The sequence below is a fragment of the Pelotalea chapellei genome, from assembly GCF_018531195.1.
GTDB classification, from domain to species: Bacteria; Desulfobacterota; Desulfuromonadia; order Geobacterales; family Pseudopelobacteraceae; genus Pelotalea; species Pelotalea chapellei.
Map to the genome: position 1 here is coordinate 191135 of NZ_JAHDYS010000003.1, position 18123 is coordinate 209257.

The window sequence follows — 18123 nt, forward strand, 5'->3', positions numbered from 1 at the left end:
TTTTCTCCGCGTCCTCTGCGGCCTTGCCTACAGGCACCTACTTCTGGCCGCGCATGATGGTTTAGACTTTGGGACCATGAAATCGTGAAGTAATGGTGAAACTAAAAGGTGGTGTTTTTCAGGGTGTTTTGCAGTTCTCCGCGTGATATGGCTTTCACACGTAATTTATCGAATCTCCAGCCTCAAAGTTCCGAGGATAGCTTTCGCCCAGGCATCCGAGACTCCTGCTTTTTCTGCATATCCCGGCCAATTCCTTACTACGCTACGAACCTCTTCTACGATTGCTTCAGCCCGGCCGCGCTTCATTGATACTGTCTTGGCACAAGCCCGAAAATCTTCTAAACCAAAACCATCGCGTTTGCCATTCATGGTCATCTGATGAGATGAAGTCCATATCCCTGACGGCTGATAACTGTAGGTAACATCAAATGCCGGCGAAAGCGACCACTCTCCACGCTTGTCCATAAGGAAGGCAATGTTCTTAACGTGGTCATCCTGATTGCGCGCCAGTATATTGAAGACCATCCGGCGAAACATCTCTTCGATCGACGCCATGGGCATGCCCAGTTGACGGATTATCAACAGGGCTTGCTCATAGGAATGTGCGCCTGCCGCGTTGTAATCCAGATGGGCAATGGCGCCCAGGGATTGCATGTGCAGTTTTTCTCCGGAAGACAACCGATCAAAACGTTTGGTCATGAAATGGTGCCTGCCATTCTCGATGAGGATCCGGCAATCGCTCATCGTTATGCCGGCTGCAGTTGCCATGAGATAGTAAGCATACTCTATCGTGCCATACCCTTTGGGGTCTTCCAGCTCTTTGTCCCTGTTGCCGGAAACGCCATCGAATTTCAGCAGCCAGTATTCAAAACCGGCATCTGCCGTGACCTGACCGGAACGAACTTCATTGGTTTTTGGATTCCAGGCGATAATCGCCTTAGCTCTCGCTCCGCCAGCCGAAGTCCCCACCCTCAGAATATCCTTGAGCGCCTCTTCTGTATCTTTGTTGCCAAAGGAACCCTTAAGCCCGTTGCGCTGGGACAAAATCTCGGATGCCAGATCCACAAGCCGGTCTATCTGGATCCTGGAAGCTTTTTTTGTCCGAGGCCCGATTGTGGGTCGATACTCCAATGCCCCCATGCCCCGCGTGCCGGTATAGCACAATCGCTCGACAGCATTAAAAGACCCGGGAGTACGCCCTTCAGCTGCCAACCAGGTATTGATCAGCGCATTACCGAACTTGTCCGGCAGCGAATCCGCCAGCAGGCCCGGCAGTCCATGAAAGGTCTGTTGTGCCAGAGCAGGAAATGAATACACTGGGGGAGCAAGCGGCATCATCAAGGGAGCGACTTGGATGCCGCTGTTGATGAAGTCCCGATCATATTCAAAGGTAGCAACTTCAGAACCGCCAGGCAGAGCGACAGCCCCAATGGTACGCCCCCAGAGTCTGACTTCCGCTACAGTACTCATTCACCATCTCCCCATACCCAGGGTTTCAGTGGTTTTTTACTTTCTTTTGCCGATTTAGGGTTGGTTGAGGCTCGCTGCCGTTCTTTTCCCTTGAGCTTTAGGAGTTCCATTGGTCGCGGGGCCGATTCATCCGGAATCAGACTATCCATTCGGTCAAGCACATTCAGGACTCGTAATATACGCACCAATGTATCTAACTGGACAGACTTGCCAGCCTCCAGCCTTTCTATGGTTCTCTTTCCAAGACCGGCGCTGATTGCAAGTCCCGCCTGGGTCAGCCCTAAGTCCAATCGTTGCTTAGATAAGCGGTGGCCCAGCTCCTCAAGCACAGTCATATCGCTCAAATCATTTTGGATTTTCATATATTCTACTTATCGTAAAGCATGACGACTTACAAGCTTTATTATTGAATAAATCGCCTAATATGACGATTAAAATTACGGAGGGTTTTATTGTTCTCTCCGCGTCCTCTGGGGTTTGCCTAGAGGCACCTACTTTTCGCTGCGTGAGATATTTTCATGCTTCGGCTCTAAAGCCGTGAGGTAATCGTGAAGCTGAAAAGGATTCCTGAAAAGCTGTCTCACGCGGAGTCGCAGAGTAACGCAGAGAAAGTTTAAAACCAAATTCAGCCTCACGAAAAATCCTCGAAAAAGCCGGATTATAGACTACCGGAAGGTTTTGTTGTTCTCTCCGCGTCCTCTGCGGCTCTGCGCGAGATGGTTTTAAGCTTTGGATTTTAAATCAGGAAATATTCGTGAGGCTAAGATTTGAAAAGGTAGGTTTCTCGTAGGGGCGTCGCATGCGTAGCCCGATTTTGGCTAGAATTCAAAAAGTAGGCTTAGGCTCACGAAAAATCCCCGAAAAGGCCGGATTTAACACCTTGATTCTAAGCAGGAGGTTTTGTTGTTCTCTCCGCGTCCTCTGCGGTCCCCGCGTGAGATGACTTTTAAGCTTTGGGACTTTAAAATCGAGAAGTAATCGTCCAGCCTGGCCACACTTCCCCACCCAACAAGATAAAAACAATCGCCTTCATCCAATTATGGTCTTGCTTTTTTCTAACATAAATATTATTAAGCAACATATTCTAATTTACGTGTCTTCCACTCCATCTGGTCATCCCGCTATCGAAACACCATTTAAACACCCTTTTTTTTTGCAATGCCTATTCGATGAAAGGAGCGTGCCCATGAAAAAAACCTTCTGCAGCCTGTTCTCAGCCGCATCCCTGCTGGTGTCCAGCGCCGCCATTGCGGCGGAAACTTCCCTTGACGCCACCACCATCCTCCGAATCGAACGACGCAGTGTCAGTGGTTCCTCAACCCAGGACATTATGCCCGCAACACAGTTTCTCAACCTTGACGTCAACAAGCTTGGTGACGGCAACCTCTCCCTGCACCTTTCCGGCTGGGGACGGGTGGATCTGGCCGACAAGAGCTATAACACCGACCGGGCAGATGGCAACTTAACCTATGGCTACCTTCAGTACCGTTTCACCCACGCCAATGCCGACATTCGGGCAGGAAGGCTGTTTGTGCATGAGGGGATTGTAAATGAACATGTGGATGGGCTTGCCCTGCGCACAGACCTGCCGCTGGGATTCGGCATCTCAGCCTTTGGTGGTGCCACAGTGCATACCCGGCATCTATGGGGACAAACCAGTGACGGTAAGGGAGATGGCATTGTGGGCGGACGTATCAATTATCGTCACGAAGGCTTACTGGAGATTGGAGTTTCTGCAGTCGGCGAGTCCAAGGCGCCGCTCCTGGCCAACTATGCCTCCCCGGTTCAGGCCCCTCCCAATGGAGATATCCGCAGCAATCACCGTCTGGCAGGCGGCGACATCTGGTTCAGCCCCTACCGCTTCATGGAAATCATCGGCCACTCCAGTTACAACATCGAAACCCACAAAATGGCCGAACATGCCTACCTGCTCAACCTGAAACCGCTCCAACAGCTGGTACTGTCCGGCGAATTCAATGAATACCGCGACCGGAGCTACCTGTATGCCTGGTCCCTGTTCTCCGGCTCGGCTCTCAATCCGGCCGACCGGTCGCGCTCGGTGGGTGGCATCGCTTCCTATGACTTTAACAAGACAGTGGGGTTAACGGCGGACTATCGGCATTACACCCGCCAGTTGGGCAATGCCGACCGCTATGGTGCAGATCTGCGGCTCTCGTTCCTGAACAATAGAGTGCGAAGCGGCCTGGGTTATCACTACCTGCGAGCAGGCCAGAATTTTGCCATCGCAAGCAACACCTCCGCCTCATACCACAGCCTGCGCGCCTATGCCCTGCACGACACAAAGACCTATTTCGCTGCGGTGGATGCCATCGATTATATTTTCAAGAACAAGGTCTATGACGAAAAACATGCATGGGAAGGGACACTCTCCCTGGGCTATCACCTCACCCCTGCCCTGGCCCTTTCGGGAGATATCAGCTATGGCCGTAATCCGGAGTTCACCGAGGATTTAAGGGGGTTACTTCGCCTGACCTACAACATGAATTTTGATGGCAAAGGAGGAAAATAATGAACCTGGTCCGCCCCTTGTTTCCCATTCTGGCCCTGATCGGCCTGTTTTTTATGCTGGCTGCCTGTGCCCGGATGCAGGCCATCACCAGCCAGCCCGTCTCCCATCCCCAGGCCCTGACTATCGGCCAACAAGCCGACTGCTCCGAGTGCCACCAAGACCAGCAAAAAGGCACGCTCAAACCTTTGGAAGCTTTCACCCATACCCCGGCGTTTGTCAAAAATCATCGTTTTTACGCCCAAAGCAATGACCAACTCTGCTCCTCCTGCCACAAGACCTCTTTCTGCAGCGACTGTCACACCAACCGGGTCGAAATGAAACCATCCCTTAAATATGGAAACCGGCCTGATCGGGATCTGCCCCACCGGGGTGATTTCATGACCTTGCACAAGATCGAGGGCAAGGTTGACCCGGCCTCCTGTTACCGCTGCCACGGACGGGGCAATAACGACCGCTGCGTGGCCTGCCACCAGGGAGCGAGGTACCTATGATGAAGATACCATTCAAAACAATCCTTCTGGTACTTAGCGTGCTGACATTGGTGTCATGCTCCAAGGGAAACGACAAAGCGACCATTCTTGATGCCAGTGGCAAACATCCCGCCAACTGGGTACAGAAACACGCTTCCTTCTTCAGGCAGACTGCCGGGGCCACCGACAATCCGGCCACCGCCCAGTCAACCAACTGTACCGAATGCCATGGCAAAGACCTTAAAGGGGGCAACGTGAAGGTAAGCTGCTTCAGCCAGAGCTTCGGTGCCATGACGTGCCACTTCCATCCAGCTGGCTATGCCACTCCTCAGGTGCATGGTGCAGCTGCCAAAGCAGCTCCTACTTTCTCCAGCGGCCTCGACAGTTGCAGCGGTTGCCACGGAAGCGGTTTCGCTGGGGGATTTTTGTCGACGGTATCCTGTTTTACCTGTCATGGAATAAGTGCACCCCATGCAAAGAATTGGGCAACCAGCACCACGAGCAGTCATTCCAATTCAGACCCGGGTAATGCAGCAACCTGTTACCAGTGCCATGCCGGCGGCAGACTGCTCAAGAACCTTCCTGCGCCGCCTGCACAGCCGGCCGGAACTCCTCCCAGCTGTTTCAACAATACCCTCTGCCATGGCGGACTTCACCCTGTCGGCTGGATCAACCCCGCGCAGCATGGAACTGCCGCCAAATCGCAACCAGGCACCGGCGTCGGTTTTACAAACTGTAAAAACTGTCACGGTAATGATTTTAAAGGTGGTTCCACTGGCGTAAGTTGTTTCTCGGCCAGTTCACAGAACGGAAGCTGCCATCTACGCAACGGCAGCCCCGTAAACGCTCCCCATGCGGCTCTCCCCTGGCGCGCTACCTCACCCGCTCCGACTCACACTTCCACGGTTGACGATGCCCAGGGATCGAACGCTGCTGTCTGTGCCCAATGCCATCTCAAGGGGGCCAATCTCAGAACAGCTATCATTACCAGCTATGCCGGCGGTACGCCGGGCTGTTTCAACGGCACCCTTTGCCACGCTTCAATGGGTCACCCCGCAGGTTGGGCCGATCCAGCCCAGCATGGCGCAACCGCCAAGGCGAATCTGACCTACTGCCAAACCTGTCACTCCAACAATCCCGGCGGCGGGCCCGGCAGCAACCCGCGTTTCAATGTCGTTTTAGGCCGTTTGACTGCCGGCTGCGAAACATGTCACGGGGTCAACACCGCTCATCCGCCAGTGCTGCAGATTCCCGCCGGCTTTGGCATCACCAGTCTCGACCCCCTCGGCACCCCCTGGTTCCGGCACCGGACCGCTACAAACTTTGATGTCTGCAACCGTTGTCACGGTGCCAATCTGGAGGGTGGTATCGGTCCCAGATGCCAGAATTGCCATCTGGCGGCGTTGCCGACGTCAACCATCAATAATGCCGATCCCTGCAGTTCCTGCCACTCCCAGCCCCCCAGCGGAACGGTTTACCCGAATATCAATGGAGCGCACTCAAACCACCTGATCATCAATGTGGCGGCAGGTTCATTATGCAATGAATGTCATCTTGGTTTCGGCTCCGGCACGCTGAGCCATTTCAATAAGGCGAAGCTGCAGCCGGCGCCACAGATTGCAGGTATCGCTTTCAACACACTTTCGAAAACCGGCAGTCTTGTCCCTGCTTACAATTCAGCGACTCAACAATGCACCAATACCTATTGCCACGGCAATGCAATGCCGGGTGGAGATACGACCGGAACAAACAGAGCCCCTGTCTGGACAGGGGCAACATATCCTCCGGTGCTCTCGGCAGCGTTCTGTGATAAATGCCACGGCTTCCCGCCAACCGCCGCCTCCGGTCATCCGGGAGGAATCACCATCCCTGCCGGCTTTCCTGCCACCGCAAGCCTTGGCACCACCTGCAGTTGTCATGGCAACATCAATCCGACCGGCAACAGCTATGCCACTATTTTTGTAAACAAGGCGCAGCATATTAACGGCACACTTGAGGTTTCATCGGGTAGTGCACCACATGCCATACCATTAGGGGCTGGCGGATACCCGGGAGCATCCCACAAAAGCACCACTGGTGTCGGTTGTCTGGCATGTCATCCACCCCTTGCTGCCGGCAGTCCCTACCCGGCAGTTCCGTCGGGAACCACTCCCCCCAACTGTCGTGGCTGTCACCTGAACGCGAATCCTACTACTGATCCCAAGTGTTCGGACTGTCATGGCTCTGCCGCAAATGACGGAAGCGCTCTGCTGGCAGGAAGACCCTCTGGTGCTCCGAACTCTTTCCCGAATCGAGCAGGAGAACATAACCGAGCGGGACACGTTGGTCGGACATGCACCACGTGCCATCCATTCACAACAGGCGATACTCGCCACGGCTGGTCCAATAGAACCAAGAGCACAACTGCCCAGGTTGGGGGAGCAGGCACCAGCATTACGAGCTGGAACCCGACTACGAAGGGCTGCACGCCCACCTGCCATGGAGGAGAAACTTGGTAACTCCCTTTCGCGGACACTTTTAACACAAAAAGGCTCCACCGGAATTCCGGCGGAGCCTTCATTGTCTTACATAGAGACAGGAATCGTGAAGCTGAAAAAGATTCATGGAAATCGTTTCTCGCGCCGCCAGAAGTAGGTGCCTCTAGGCAAGTCGCAGAGTAACGCTGAGAAAAGCTTGAAAACTAATTCAGCCTCACGAAGAGTCCTCGAAGAAGCCGGATTAACGACTTTGATTCTGATCAGGAATAATCGCGAAGCTAAAGGTGGGGTTTCCAAGAGGTTTTGTTGCTCTCTCCGCGTCCTCTGCGACTTGCCTAGAGGCACCTACTTCTGGCTGCGCGAGATGGTTTTTGAACTTTGGATTTTAAATCGGGAAGTAATCGTGAAGCTGCAAAAGATTTCTGAAGGCTGTCTCACGCGGAGTCGCAGAGTTTCGCAGAGAAAGGCTTGAAAAACAATTCAGCCTCACGAAAAGGCCTCGAAAAGGCCGGATTTAAAACCCAAAAAAAGATGTAAGCTTCTTGCGGTTCTTGCCTTAAAATCGTGAGGTAATCGTGAGGCTAAAAAGCCTAGGCTTTGATTTTTTTCACGCGGAGCCGCAAAGCCGCTAAGAGAAGTAATTCTGATTAAATATTGATTTTCTTAGCGTCTTGGCGCCTTGAGCGAAGCGGGCGAGAGAGCAGTTAAAACCTTTCCACACATCTTGCTTCTAGCCTAAAAAATCGTGAAGTAATTGTGAAGCTAAAAAGGTTCTTGCATTACCCTGTCATGCCCACTACTTCCTCATAAGTGGTGGCACCTTCCAGCATCTTGCGGATCGCAACCTGGCGCAGGGTGACCAGTCCATCTTCTCCGGCAACGGCCGCAAGATCAGCCAGCTCGACCGATGGCCGTATTTTGGCCTTAAGACGATCACTCATTTCCAGTACCTCAAAAATGCCGGTACGCCCCTTATAGCCTGTACCACGGCACTCCTTGCACCCTTCCCCTTCCCGCACCACATGACGTTTTTCACCAAGTTGGAGATAGTCGCGCTCATCCCCGGTCAGCTCCCGTTCAACCGTGCAATGGGGGCAGATCTTGCGCACCAGCCGTTGGGCAACGATGCCAATCACTGTGGCAGATATCAGAAAAGGGGGCACTCCCAGATCCAACAGGCGGATGATTGAGGAGACCGAGTCGTTGGTGTGCAGGGTGGAAAGCACCAGATGACCTGTCAAGGCTGCCTGAACTGCATTTTCAGCAGTTTCACGATCGCGGATCTCGCCAATCATGATGATGTCGGGGTCCTGGCGCAAAATGTTGCGCAGTATGGTATCGAAACCAACACCAATGCCCTGCTGCACGCCGATCTGGTTGAATTCCTCCATCACCATCTCAATCGGATCCTCAACGGTAACAATATTGACCTCAGGCGAGGAAAGCGAACGCAGGGTCGAATAAAGAGTCGTCGTCTTGCCGCTACCCGTAGGTCCTGTGACCAGGATGATGCCGTTAGGCCGCTGGATGAATGAATTGTACAGCGCCATTTCGCGTGGGTAAAAGCCCATGCTGTCCAGATCCTGGAGCAATATGTCGGGATCGAAAATCCTGATGACCACCTTTTCGCCAAAAGCCACCGGTACGGTGGAAACACGCAATTCGATATCCTTGTTGCTGAAACGGGTCTTGATACGGCCATCCTGAGGGCGGCGTTTTTCGGCCAAGTCCATGCGTGCCAGGAGCTTGATGCGGGAGACAATCGGCGCATGCATCAGCTTGGGAATGGCGTGAATATTGTGCATGAGGCCATCCAGCCTGAAGCGGATCAATGACTTCTCGCGTTTGGGTTCGATATGGATATCGCTGGCTCGTTGGTCAAACGCGTACTGCAGCAGGAAATCCACAGCCGAAACCACATGTTTGTCAGTCTCTTCAAGCTCGTGACGCCCTTTGAGTTTAAAGAACTGTTCCAGATTGCCCAGGTCTACGGCAGCAGTTGATTCCGATTCAGCCGCCATGACCGAGGCGCGGAATCCATAGAATTCACGCAGTATTTTGAGGATATCGCTCTTGGAGCTGAGCACCCGACGGATTTCCAGACGTCTGGCTTCGGCAAGGTCGTCAATAATCGCTTTGTTAAAAGGATCCGCCACTGCAACAGTAATCAAGCCGTTGGTTTCGGCAATGGCTACAATCAGATGTCTGAGTGCAAAGGGGCGTGGGATGTGGGCAGTTACGATGTCAAGGTTGAGTTTGAGCGGATCGATTTTCAGGTAGGGCAATCCTACCTTGGCAGCTATAGCCTCGGTAATGACATCTTCCGTAAGATATTTTCCGGGTGAGGTCTTGATTTCAACACCGAAAGACGCGATAACCTCGGCAGGAGTGACTACTTCGGCAGGATGTGTTCTGCGTGAAGCACCTGCCTGATGGGCTGCAAAAAACCGGTGCTCCTGGGCGGTTGCCGATGAGATGATCTGTGTAGCTTGATCCGGGTCGAGCAGACCACAGTGCTGAAGAAGCCGAGTTGTGTTTTCAATGGTTAGTTTTTCGGGTAAGGGCATGATTTGATCGTATCGTAGTTTTTACGGCGAAGACTATTTGGCCTTGCCCTTATTGGCTTCAATGCGCTTGGAAACTGCTTCCAGCACCTGTTCAGCCGTGTATCCCGGCACAGGCGGGAGCTGTCCCATGGCAACAGGTTCAGGGGTGACGGTTTGCCTTGCTGACTGGGGACGATGCACCGGAGCTGACGAGGCATTCACAGCGGCCGTGAAACTCCTCATAAGCCTGAAAGCCATGAAACCTGCCAGCAGAAGCGGCACAAGGTCTTCCGGCCAATAGTCGAAACTTCTCTCGTGTACCATGACACCAGCCAGCAGACCACCACTGGCGATCAGCAACCCGAGCGCATTGCCGATCACAATGTACTCGATATCTACAGACACTTTTATTGCAGCTGTCTTGGCCATTGGCCCTCACTCATTTATCATTAAACTTAAAACACGGAGCAACCGAGCAACGGAGGTAATTCCAGGAACTCGTAGTTTTTTTGATTCAGTATCGAATGACCTTTTATCATTTATTTTGATTTCTCTGTTGCTCAGTGTTATTCGCTGCACTGTTTATTCATCGGCACTTTCACGCACCGCTGCAGTTTTTTTCCACTTTATTGTCACCCAAGCCTGAAAACGGTCCATGTAGTAATAAACCACCGGGGTAATGTACAACGTCAACAGCTGGGACACAAGTAAGCCGCCGACAACAGCCAGACCCAGGCTTCTGCGTGCATCCGCGCCGGCGCCAAACCCGATGGCAATCGGCAGGGTCCCCATCAAAGCAGCCATGGTGGTCATCATAATCGGACGGAAACGGACCAGGCAGCCTTCATAGATTGCATCCAAGGGTGTTTTGCCCTCGTTGCGCTGGGCCTCCAGAGCAAAGTCAATCATCATGATGGCATTCTTCTTTACAATCCCCACCAGCATAATAATACCCACAAAGGAATAGAGGTTCAGATCCTTGCCGAAGAGCAGCAGTGTCAAAAGGGCTCCAAAACCGGCGGAGGGCAGACCGGAGAGGATGGTGATGGGATGTATGTAACTCTCGTAAAGAATGCCGAGCACGATGTAGATTACGAAAATGGCGATAATCAGCAGCAGCGCCAGACCTTTGGTCGAGGCCTGGTATACCTGGGCCGTGCCCTGAAAGCCTGTCGTGATGGCGGCAGGCAAGGATGCAGCCTCTTTTTCGATGGCAGCTACCGCATTTCCCAGCGGCACATCCGGCTTGAGACTGAAGGAAATCGTCACCGCTGTTATCTGACCGAGATGATTGACCGATAGCGGACCCAAACTGTTTTTGAGTGTGCCCAGGGAAGAGAGCGGGACCAGCTGTCCGCTTGTGGAGCGGACGTACAGCAGCCCCAGGGCGGCGGGATCCGACTGATAACGCGGCTCGAGCTCCATCACCACCTTGTACTGATTGGTGGGAGAGTAGATCGTAGTCGCCTGGCGTGTACCATAGGCCGAGTAAAGCGTGTTCTCGATCTGGTCGACGCTGATACCGAGGGAGGCGGCCCTGTTACGATCAATATCAAGAGTTATCTGCGGGTTTTTCATCTGCAGATCGCTGGTGACATCCTGCAGCAGCGGCATGCCGCGCAGCTTCATTTCAAAGGCGCCTGCCTGACGGTACAGTTCCTCGGTATCCGGGCTCTGCAGCACAAACTGGTAGGGTGCTTTGGATGTGGTGGCTTCCAGACGTATGGGTGGCGGATTCTGCATGAACATCATGATGCCCGGCACAGCCATAACCTTGGTGCGGAGCTTCTGAATGATCTGATCGGCATTCAGGGTCCGTTCATGGCGCGGCTTGAGCTTGATGAACATCGATCCACTGTTGCCGCCGACACGACTGCCCGTGGCCCCCACCGACGACATGAAGGCTTCGACATTGGGCTCCTGCAGCACGATATCCACCAGCTTCTGCTGCTGACGTTTCAGTTCCTCAAAGGAGATTCCCTGTGCCCCTTCGGTAGTGGCGTTGATGGCGCCGATATCATCGGAAGGAAGCAGACCCAGCGGCATGACCCTGAACAGCCAGATGGTTACAAGGGTCATGACCAGAGTCAGAACAACCGTTGCGCGCCGGAATCGGAGCACCTTGGAAAGAGAGCGTTCATAGAGGTGCAGCATGCCGTTAAAAAAGCGCTCCATGAAGTTGTAGAGCGAACCGTGCTTCTGTTCGGCCGGCGGTCTCAGGAAACGGCTGCAAAGCATGGGGGTCAGGGTCAGGGATACTACCCCCGAGATCAGGATGGCAAAAGTGATGGTAACTGCAAATTCGTGCAGCATCCTGCCCAGCATGCCCCCCATGAACAGCACCGGTATGAAGACCGCCACCAGCGAGATGGTCATGGAGAGTATGGTGAATCCGATCTCCTTTGATCCCCGCAGGGCAGCCTGCATCGGCGATTCGCCATGCTCCATATGGCGGACGATGTTTTCCAGCATGACAATGGCATCGTCCACAACGAATCCTACCGAAAGGGTCAGGGCCATGAGGGTGATGTTGTTGACCGAAAAATCGAGACCATACATGACGGCAAAGGTGCCGATGATGGAAAGCGGCAGCGCCAGACTCGGAATCACGGTGGCCGAAAGGTTCCGCAGAAAAAGGAAGATGACCAGGATCACCAGGCAGATCGTCAGGACCAGGGTAAACTTTACATCCGCCACCGATTCACGGATCGTCTCGGTCCGATCAAAGAGTATGTTCAGTTGAACCGAACCGGGTAGTTGGCTGCGAAAGCCGGGAATCTCCTTTTTGATGCTGTCCACAACCTCAATAGTATTCGTACCGGGCTGGCGCTGAATGGCCATGACTATGGCCCGGGTGGAGCCCCCTTTGGTGTTGTACCAGGCTGCAACCTTGTCATTTTCAACACTGTCCACAACGGTGGCTACATCCTGCAACCGGACCGGAGCACCGCCACGCCAGGCAATGATCAGCGATTTAAATGCTTCGGCGTTATAAAGCTGTCCGCTGGCCAGGATGGTGAAGGCCTGCTTGTCACCCTGCAGTCCTCCGGTAGGCAGGTTGACGTTACCTTTGTCCAGAGCTGCAGCCACCTCGTCCATACCGATCTTACGGCTGGTGAGCGCCTTGGGATCCAGCTGCACTCGCACGGCATATTTCTGAGAGCCAAAGACCAGCACCTGTGCTACGCCATTGATCATGGAGATGCGTGGCGAGATGATCGTGTCAGCAAATTCATTGACCTGGGAAAGCGGCAGTGTTGGTGAACTGAGCGTCAGATAGAGCACCGGCTGATCAGCCGGATTGACCTTCTGGTAAGAGGGCGGACTGGGCATATCCTGAGGCAACTGGCGAGCCGCCTTGGAGATGGCAGATTGCACATCCTGGGCAGCCGAATCAATACTCTTGTCAAGGTTGAACTTGAGAACAATGATCGAGATGCCTTGACCATTGGTGGAGTTCATGGAATCGAGGCCGGCAATAGTTGAGAACTGGCGTTCCAATGGTGTCGCGACAGCAGATGCCATGGTTTCCGGATTGGCACCAGGCAGGTCTGCCCGTACCTGGATGGTCGGGAAATCTACTTTGGGAAGATCGTTGACCGGCAGCAATCTATAGGCAAAGACTCCAAAGATCATGATCGCCAACATCACCAGGCTGGTCATGATTGGCCGTCGTATAAAAAGCTCGGAGAGATTCATTTTCGACCCGATCCCGTGCCCTCAGTTGCTGCCTTACCAGAACCTGGTCCCTGGTCACCGGTACCAGCCTTTACGACCTGAACCTTGCCTCCAGGCACTACGCGCATCTGGCCGTCAACCACAACCTGCTCACCCGAACGTAGTCCCTTCTCAATAACTGTCATGCCCTGGGAAACGGGACCGGTTTCAACCGGCCTGAGCTCAGCTGTTGCATCAGGCTTGACCACAAACACGAATTGACCTTTCTGGCCGGTTTGCACTGCTTGGCTGGGAACCACCACGGCATTGTTTCGCATGGCAAGGATCATCGACAGATTGACAAACTGTCCGGGCCAAAGCTGCTTGCGTCGGTTTTCAAATGACGCCTTGAGTCTGATAGTGCCGGTGGCTGAATCGACAGAATTGTCTATGAACGTAATAGTACCCTGCTCTCGAACACCGCTGTTCCCAGGCACTTCAGCCTCTATCGCAATCCTTCCTGCAGCCATATGCCGCTGTACTTCGGGGAAGTCTTTTTCCGGGATGGTAAATGTTGCATTGATGGGGACCAGCTTGTTAATGGTTACGAGCACAGTTTCATTTGCTTTTACTACGTTGCCGCGATCCACGGCCAGTACTCCGAGACGTCCGCTGATGGGTGCCTTAATGGTGCAGTAATTGAGCATCTCTCGAGCACTATCGACTGCGGCCTGGTCGGCAGCAACGTCAGCGGCAGCAGAATCGGCTTTGGTGCGGTAGCCTTCTGCCTGTTCATGCGTGACGATCCCCTCTTTAACAAGTTGCGAATATCGCTCGTAATCTTTGCGCGCATTTGCAGTTATGACACGATCTCGAGCCAGGTTGGCCTCGGCTTTGCGAACAGCTGCCTGGTAATTTCTCGGATCAAGCTGAAAGAGAAGTGCTCCTTTCTGCACATCCTGCCCCTCGCGAAAAGCTACCATAGTCAATTCCCCGCTGATCTGGGTCCTGATTGCGATGCTTTCAGATGCTTCCATGGTACCAATTGCCTTTAGCTGTATCGGTACATTCTGTTGGGACGATGAAGCTACAACAACCAATGCGGCTGGCCGCCCCTTTGGCAATTCCTGTTTTTTGGCAGAACAGGCCGAAAGCATTACTGCCAGACCAAAAACCACAACTGAAAGATTCTTGAATTTCATATTAAAAATTCTCCACAAAGTACTTCATCGGAATTTGCGTATATTAAATCCTTAGCAAATGTAAAATCCAGTATTAATCAACTACTACTAAAGAAAATAATTCTTAGGAACCGATTGGAAACTTCAAAATTCTGATACGTACAAAAAGGAGATCGTCCAACGAACTGAGAATGGCAGGCGTCAGAAATACTCATGGCCTATAGTTAGTGCGGCATGAGACAAAAACTAAAACCTTGTGGAGATCGCGGATACCCGGGATACTGCTGAACAATTACTGTACTGCTTATGGGAGCAACCGGAACTGGTAAGGAAGCTTATTGCTATTCTCACACGCGAACTACCATCACAAAGAACACCGGCAGACAAACTAACGTCTTGAATAATCCCAGAAGGAGCAGGAACAGTTTGACGGCTGGTTCGGACGCTGGGGTGTCAATTACATCTACGGCACATGGTCGGTGCTTTCAGGGTTGCACCAGGCCGGTGAGAATATGGATGCCCCCTATGTAAGAAAAGCGGTGGAGTGGCTGATCAGTTGCCAGAACAGCGACGGCGGCTGGGGGGAAACCTGCGCCAGCTATGATGACACATCCCTGGCCGGAAGCGGCGCCAGCACAGCTTCACAGACATCATGGGCGCTAATGGCTCTGATGGCAACCGGTGAGTGGCGTAACAGCGCCGTCAGGAACGGTGTGCGATACCTGACGGAAAGCTACTGCAATGGCTGGGACGAGAAGCACTTTACCGGCACCGGTTTCCCGCGGGTATTCTACCTGCGCTACCACGGTTACAGCCTTTTCTTCCCGGTCTGGGCGCTAGCGATCTATTCCAGGTACCTAAACGGCAAGGCTACAGTTCAGGAAAATGTACGAGAAAAACAGTTCTGTAGGATGCTGGATTGGATAAAAGACACCCGAAACGCGTAACCTGCATTTTATGCAACTGCAGCCTCAATTGACTCCCATCGTTCTTCGTGCTAGTTTGTAAGAAAATTTGGTTAGCAAATAACAGGAATCATTACCATGTCATCGAACATTCTCTTTAAATCCAAGCTTAAAACCTGCCTGATGGAAATCGTGCCGGCTCGTCATGATGCACAGATTTCGCCTGTGCCGGAGGGAGATGCTTAGTTCTTTTTAGATCAAGTCAATCAAAAACCCCACCGGCCCAAAGCCGGTGGGGTTTTTTTTGAGCCAATAAAAAAAATGCGAGGTAATACCATGAAAAAACAAAACAACAGCAGGCAGATTTTTATTACAGATTTCGATTTAGAGCGACTGGAGTATCTTATTGAGGATACGAAGCGCAGATCATCTCGTGACGGCAAATACCTGGAAGAACTTGAACAGGAACTTGTCAAAGCAGAAGTGGTAACTCCTGCCGGCATCCCGCCAGATGTAATCACCATGAATTCTCGTGTTTGTCTTCAGGATATGGACTCAGGAGAAAATTTGGTCTATACGCTTGTTTTTCCGGGTGATGCCGACTTTGATAGTGGCAAAATTTCGGTACTTGCCCCGATAGGGACAGCCCTGATAGGCTACCGCGCCGGAGACCAGATCACGTGGCATGTGCCTGGTGGAATAAAAAAATTGAAAGTGAAAAACATCCTCTACCAACCGGAAGCTGCCGGTGATTTCCATCTGTAGCCACTGCAACGGGAAAAAACTTTACACATAGAAGCTACCTGACACTCAATAGCCTGCGTTTATTGGATTGCCAGGTAAGCACCAAATGACAGTAGCTTTTCTTACCCCCAAAGACCACTGGATTCATCCATACCAGAATAGACTCAAAAGACATCAAATAAAAAAAGCCCCTTATTTCAAGGGGCTTAGTACTTCTTTACATCTTGTTGGATTATTTGTTGGCGAAGCCGGGATAATACTGATTGCATAAACACTTGTTAAACCGAGTTTTTTAATGACAAAAAAAATACTCAACCTCCAAAGATACCCCTAAAAATTATTTCTTAGCTTAAAAACAATGGCGGCAGTTACAAAAAAAGCCAGGTTCCCGTCACGGGTTCCCGGCCTTGTTGCATTATCTGGAGTGGCTTTACAAAGCCCGCAGGGGGATCACTTTGCATCCAGTGTCCATCAATCGTCTGGTGGCGTTCTCTATCTCAGTCTGACACTCCCTGATAGTTTCAGAGGCCTTGGCAATTGTTTGCAACAACTCCTCCCTACTCAATCTGTTGAACGCAGGGATATCCCTATCAGCTCCAGACAGCTTTACCATGAGTTCGTCATTGTTCAGCAGATCCTCCATGGTTCCAGTGTAAACCTCCTGTGCGCACTTCATAGCATGATCTCCTTTCCGTTTTGGTGCTAACATCTGTTAGCATGCCCGGAAACGACTGCATAAAAATACCCCCTGTCAAGCAACTTTTTCCTTTATTTTCAATGACTTATATATCTTGAGTGGCATTGAAACCCATCTTGGATGATACCTGTATGCGGTGGCCGGCAAGACGTTGATATTCATGCTTTCGGCGTCTGCTGCCCTGTCGATACCATAGCGGCTCAGTCCTCCAATCTACCACCCAAGGTGGCGCGGTTGACATCCATCATTGGTGCCATCAGATGCTAACACCAAATACCGGTCTGCTGTCAGACTGTCACAAGGCAGATCTGCCTGGATCTAACACCGGGCGGCAAGGGAGAGACCTGTCTTTCATCTCAACGCTTTAGCTTACCATAATTGCAGTACCCCCACCCCCCTACCCTATGACCCTCTGCCTGCCGCGGCGCCCAACCTGAATGGGACTCCCCCCCTCGCAAATCCGCCCCATTTTCAGAAGTTGCCGGATTGACAATTTTTATGTCGTTATTCAAAAACAGGACAAGTTACCTAAAATTTAAAAGATTTGATAATTAAAATTGACACAACTTCATGGATTGATAGTATGTCCTCGCGTTAAATTTCTCTTCCTGGAGTCGCTTCAGATTACAGACCCGCTGGAGATGCTTAAGATAGCCAAGGGAGAGGCACTGGCAGAGGAACTGGAGGGGGATTCTACAGCCTAGATGGAGTGCCAACTGTAGCTGGCCACACAGTATAGCCGAAACAAAGATGATTAATAACTCACCGGAGGAAAGATGAAAAAGATTTGTGTTGTGCTGGCTCTCATTGCAGCTGCTTGTTGTAGCGGCTGTAGTACCGCGTCAAATGCGGATTCCGTAGACACCACAGCCAAAGTTCTGGCGTCGAATGTGGCGATTGATAATACTAAAACCAGGCTGTCATCTACCAGTTTGCAATCAATGGTTGAAGAACTTGCGCCGGCATTGTCGCCATCAACCTTGGTCGGCACTTGGGATGTGACCAACTATCCTGAGAATGTCACTGGCAAGGTCACTTTTAACAATGACGGTACTTTTACTGTTATATCAGGTGCATTTAGAGTTGCATGCCCGGTTGATGGCCTATTTACCGGTACTTGGAGAATAATTGAAGGTTCACTCATAGAAGTTATCCCTGATTTGTCCGGAATAATACAACTAAACCCTGCTGTACCCGGTGGGGGAACTGCATTCCGAAACAGTGGAGGTGTAGTTGGTGATTATTACCCTTTGCCACTCTTGTTTACCAAATCAAAAATTATCTTAAAAGGGCTCAACGCTGTATCTGTTCTAAAACCAACGCAATAACTCAGCACCGAGGACACAAATTATATCGCCCATATGGCCCCTATATACATACGGTACAGATTCCCTAGGGAAATAAGATTCTAATAGGTAGTGTGTTAAGGGGTAGAAAAAGAAAGGG

13 protein-coding genes and 1 pseudogene are annotated in these 18123 nt (G+C 51.8%); 7 read left to right on the forward strand and 7 right to left on the reverse strand.

The window, feature by feature from the left end:
• Nucleotides 1-165: 165 nt before the first annotated feature.
• Together KJB30_RS04215 and KJB30_RS04220 are read right to left on the reverse strand one after the other, a co-directional pair.
• Entirely contained in the window at nt 166-1470 is a 1305-nt protein-coding gene (locus tag KJB30_RS04215; RefSeq protein WP_214296689.1) for a type II toxin-antitoxin system HipA family toxin, read from the reverse strand.
• Nucleotides 1467-1832: a helix-turn-helix domain-containing protein gene (locus tag KJB30_RS04220; protein WP_214296690.1), complete on the reverse strand. Its 366-nt coding sequence runs from the start codon at nt 1830-1832 to the stop codon at nt 1467-1469. The genes KJB30_RS04215 and KJB30_RS04220 overlap by 4 nt, the downstream gene beginning before the upstream one ends.
• 824 nt (nt 1833-2656) lie before the next feature.
• On the opposite strand from KJB30_RS04220, the gene KJB30_RS04225 reads away from it, so the two are divergent.
• Genes KJB30_RS04225 through KJB30_RS04235 form a run of 3 tightly spaced genes read left to right on the forward strand, consistent with a single transcriptional unit; the run spans nt 2657 to nt 6968 of the window.
• On the forward strand, nt 2657-4000 hold the full coding sequence (locus KJB30_RS04225) for a hypothetical protein (RefSeq protein ID WP_214296691.1): 1344 nt from the start codon (nt 2657-2659) through the stop codon (nt 3998-4000).
• Entirely contained in the window at nt 4000-4491 is a 492-nt protein-coding gene (locus KJB30_RS04230) for a cytochrome C (protein ID WP_214296692.1), read from the forward strand. Before KJB30_RS04225 ends, KJB30_RS04230 begins: the two co-directional genes overlap by 1 nt.
• The gene (locus KJB30_RS04235; RefSeq protein WP_214296693.1) at nt 4488-6968 is read left to right on the forward strand and encodes a CxxxxCH/CxxCH domain c-type cytochrome; all 2481 of its coding nucleotides are present in this window, start codon (nt 4488-4490) and stop codon (nt 6966-6968) included. The genes KJB30_RS04230 and KJB30_RS04235 overlap by 4 nt, the downstream gene beginning before the upstream one ends.
• Nucleotides 6969-7726: 758 nt before the next feature.
• Here the strand turns inward: KJB30_RS04235 and KJB30_RS04240 are convergent.
• The 4 genes from KJB30_RS04240 to KJB30_RS04255 all read right to left on the reverse strand — a co-directional run bounded on the left by KJB30_RS04240 (nt 7727) and on the right by KJB30_RS04255 (nt 14352).
• Nucleotides 7727-9514, reverse strand: a complete 1788-nt coding sequence (locus KJB30_RS04240) for a GspE/PulE family protein (protein ID WP_214296694.1) — start codon at nt 9512-9514, stop codon at nt 7727-7729.
• 33 nt (nt 9515-9547) lie between these two features.
• Nucleotides 9548-9922, reverse strand: coding sequence for a hypothetical protein (locus KJB30_RS04245; RefSeq protein WP_214296695.1), 375 nt, complete (start codon nt 9920-9922; stop codon nt 9548-9550).
• A gap of 153 nt (nt 9923-10075) precedes the next feature.
• On the reverse strand, nt 10076-13192 hold the full coding sequence (locus KJB30_RS04250; RefSeq protein WP_214296696.1) for an efflux RND transporter permease subunit: 3117 nt from the start codon (nt 13190-13192) through the stop codon (nt 10076-10078).
• Nucleotides 13189-14352, reverse strand: coding sequence for an efflux RND transporter periplasmic adaptor subunit (locus KJB30_RS04255; RefSeq protein WP_214296697.1), 1164 nt, complete (start codon nt 14350-14352; stop codon nt 13189-13191). The genes KJB30_RS04250 and KJB30_RS04255 overlap by 4 nt, the downstream gene beginning before the upstream one ends.
• A 398-nt stretch (nt 14353-14750) precedes the next feature.
• On the opposite strand from KJB30_RS04255, the pseudogene KJB30_RS04260 reads away from it, so the two are divergent.
• Both KJB30_RS04260 and rnk read left to right on the forward strand, forming a co-directional pair.
• A pseudogene (locus tag KJB30_RS04260) lies at nt 14751-15278 on the forward strand (squalene--hopene cyclase); the annotation flags it as partial.
• Nucleotides 15279-15572: 294 nt separating this feature from the next.
• Nucleotides 15573-16001 (forward strand): nucleoside diphosphate kinase regulator, encoded by a 429-nt coding sequence (rnk, locus tag KJB30_RS04265; protein ID WP_214296698.1) that lies wholly within the window; start codon nt 15573-15575, stop codon nt 15999-16001.
• A gap of 409 nt (nt 16002-16410) precedes the next feature.
• Here the strand turns inward: rnk and KJB30_RS04270 are convergent, their stop codons facing one another.
• Nucleotides 16411-16656: a hypothetical protein gene (locus KJB30_RS04270; RefSeq protein WP_214296699.1), complete on the reverse strand. Its 246-nt coding sequence runs from the start codon at nt 16654-16656 to the stop codon at nt 16411-16413.
• A 578-nt stretch (nt 16657-17234) separates the two neighbouring features.
• Here KJB30_RS04270 and KJB30_RS04275 point away from each other — a divergent pair.
• Together KJB30_RS04275 and KJB30_RS04280 are read left to right on the forward strand one after the other, a co-directional pair.
• Nucleotides 17235-17381 (forward strand): hypothetical protein, encoded by a 147-nt coding sequence (locus KJB30_RS04275; RefSeq protein ID WP_214296700.1) that lies wholly within the window; start codon nt 17235-17237, stop codon nt 17379-17381.
• 72 nt (nt 17382-17453) lie between these two features.
• Nucleotides 17454-18005, forward strand: coding sequence for a DUF5004 domain-containing protein (locus KJB30_RS04280; protein WP_214296701.1), 552 nt, complete (start codon nt 17454-17456; stop codon nt 18003-18005).
• Nucleotides 18006-18123: the final 118 nt, after the last annotated feature.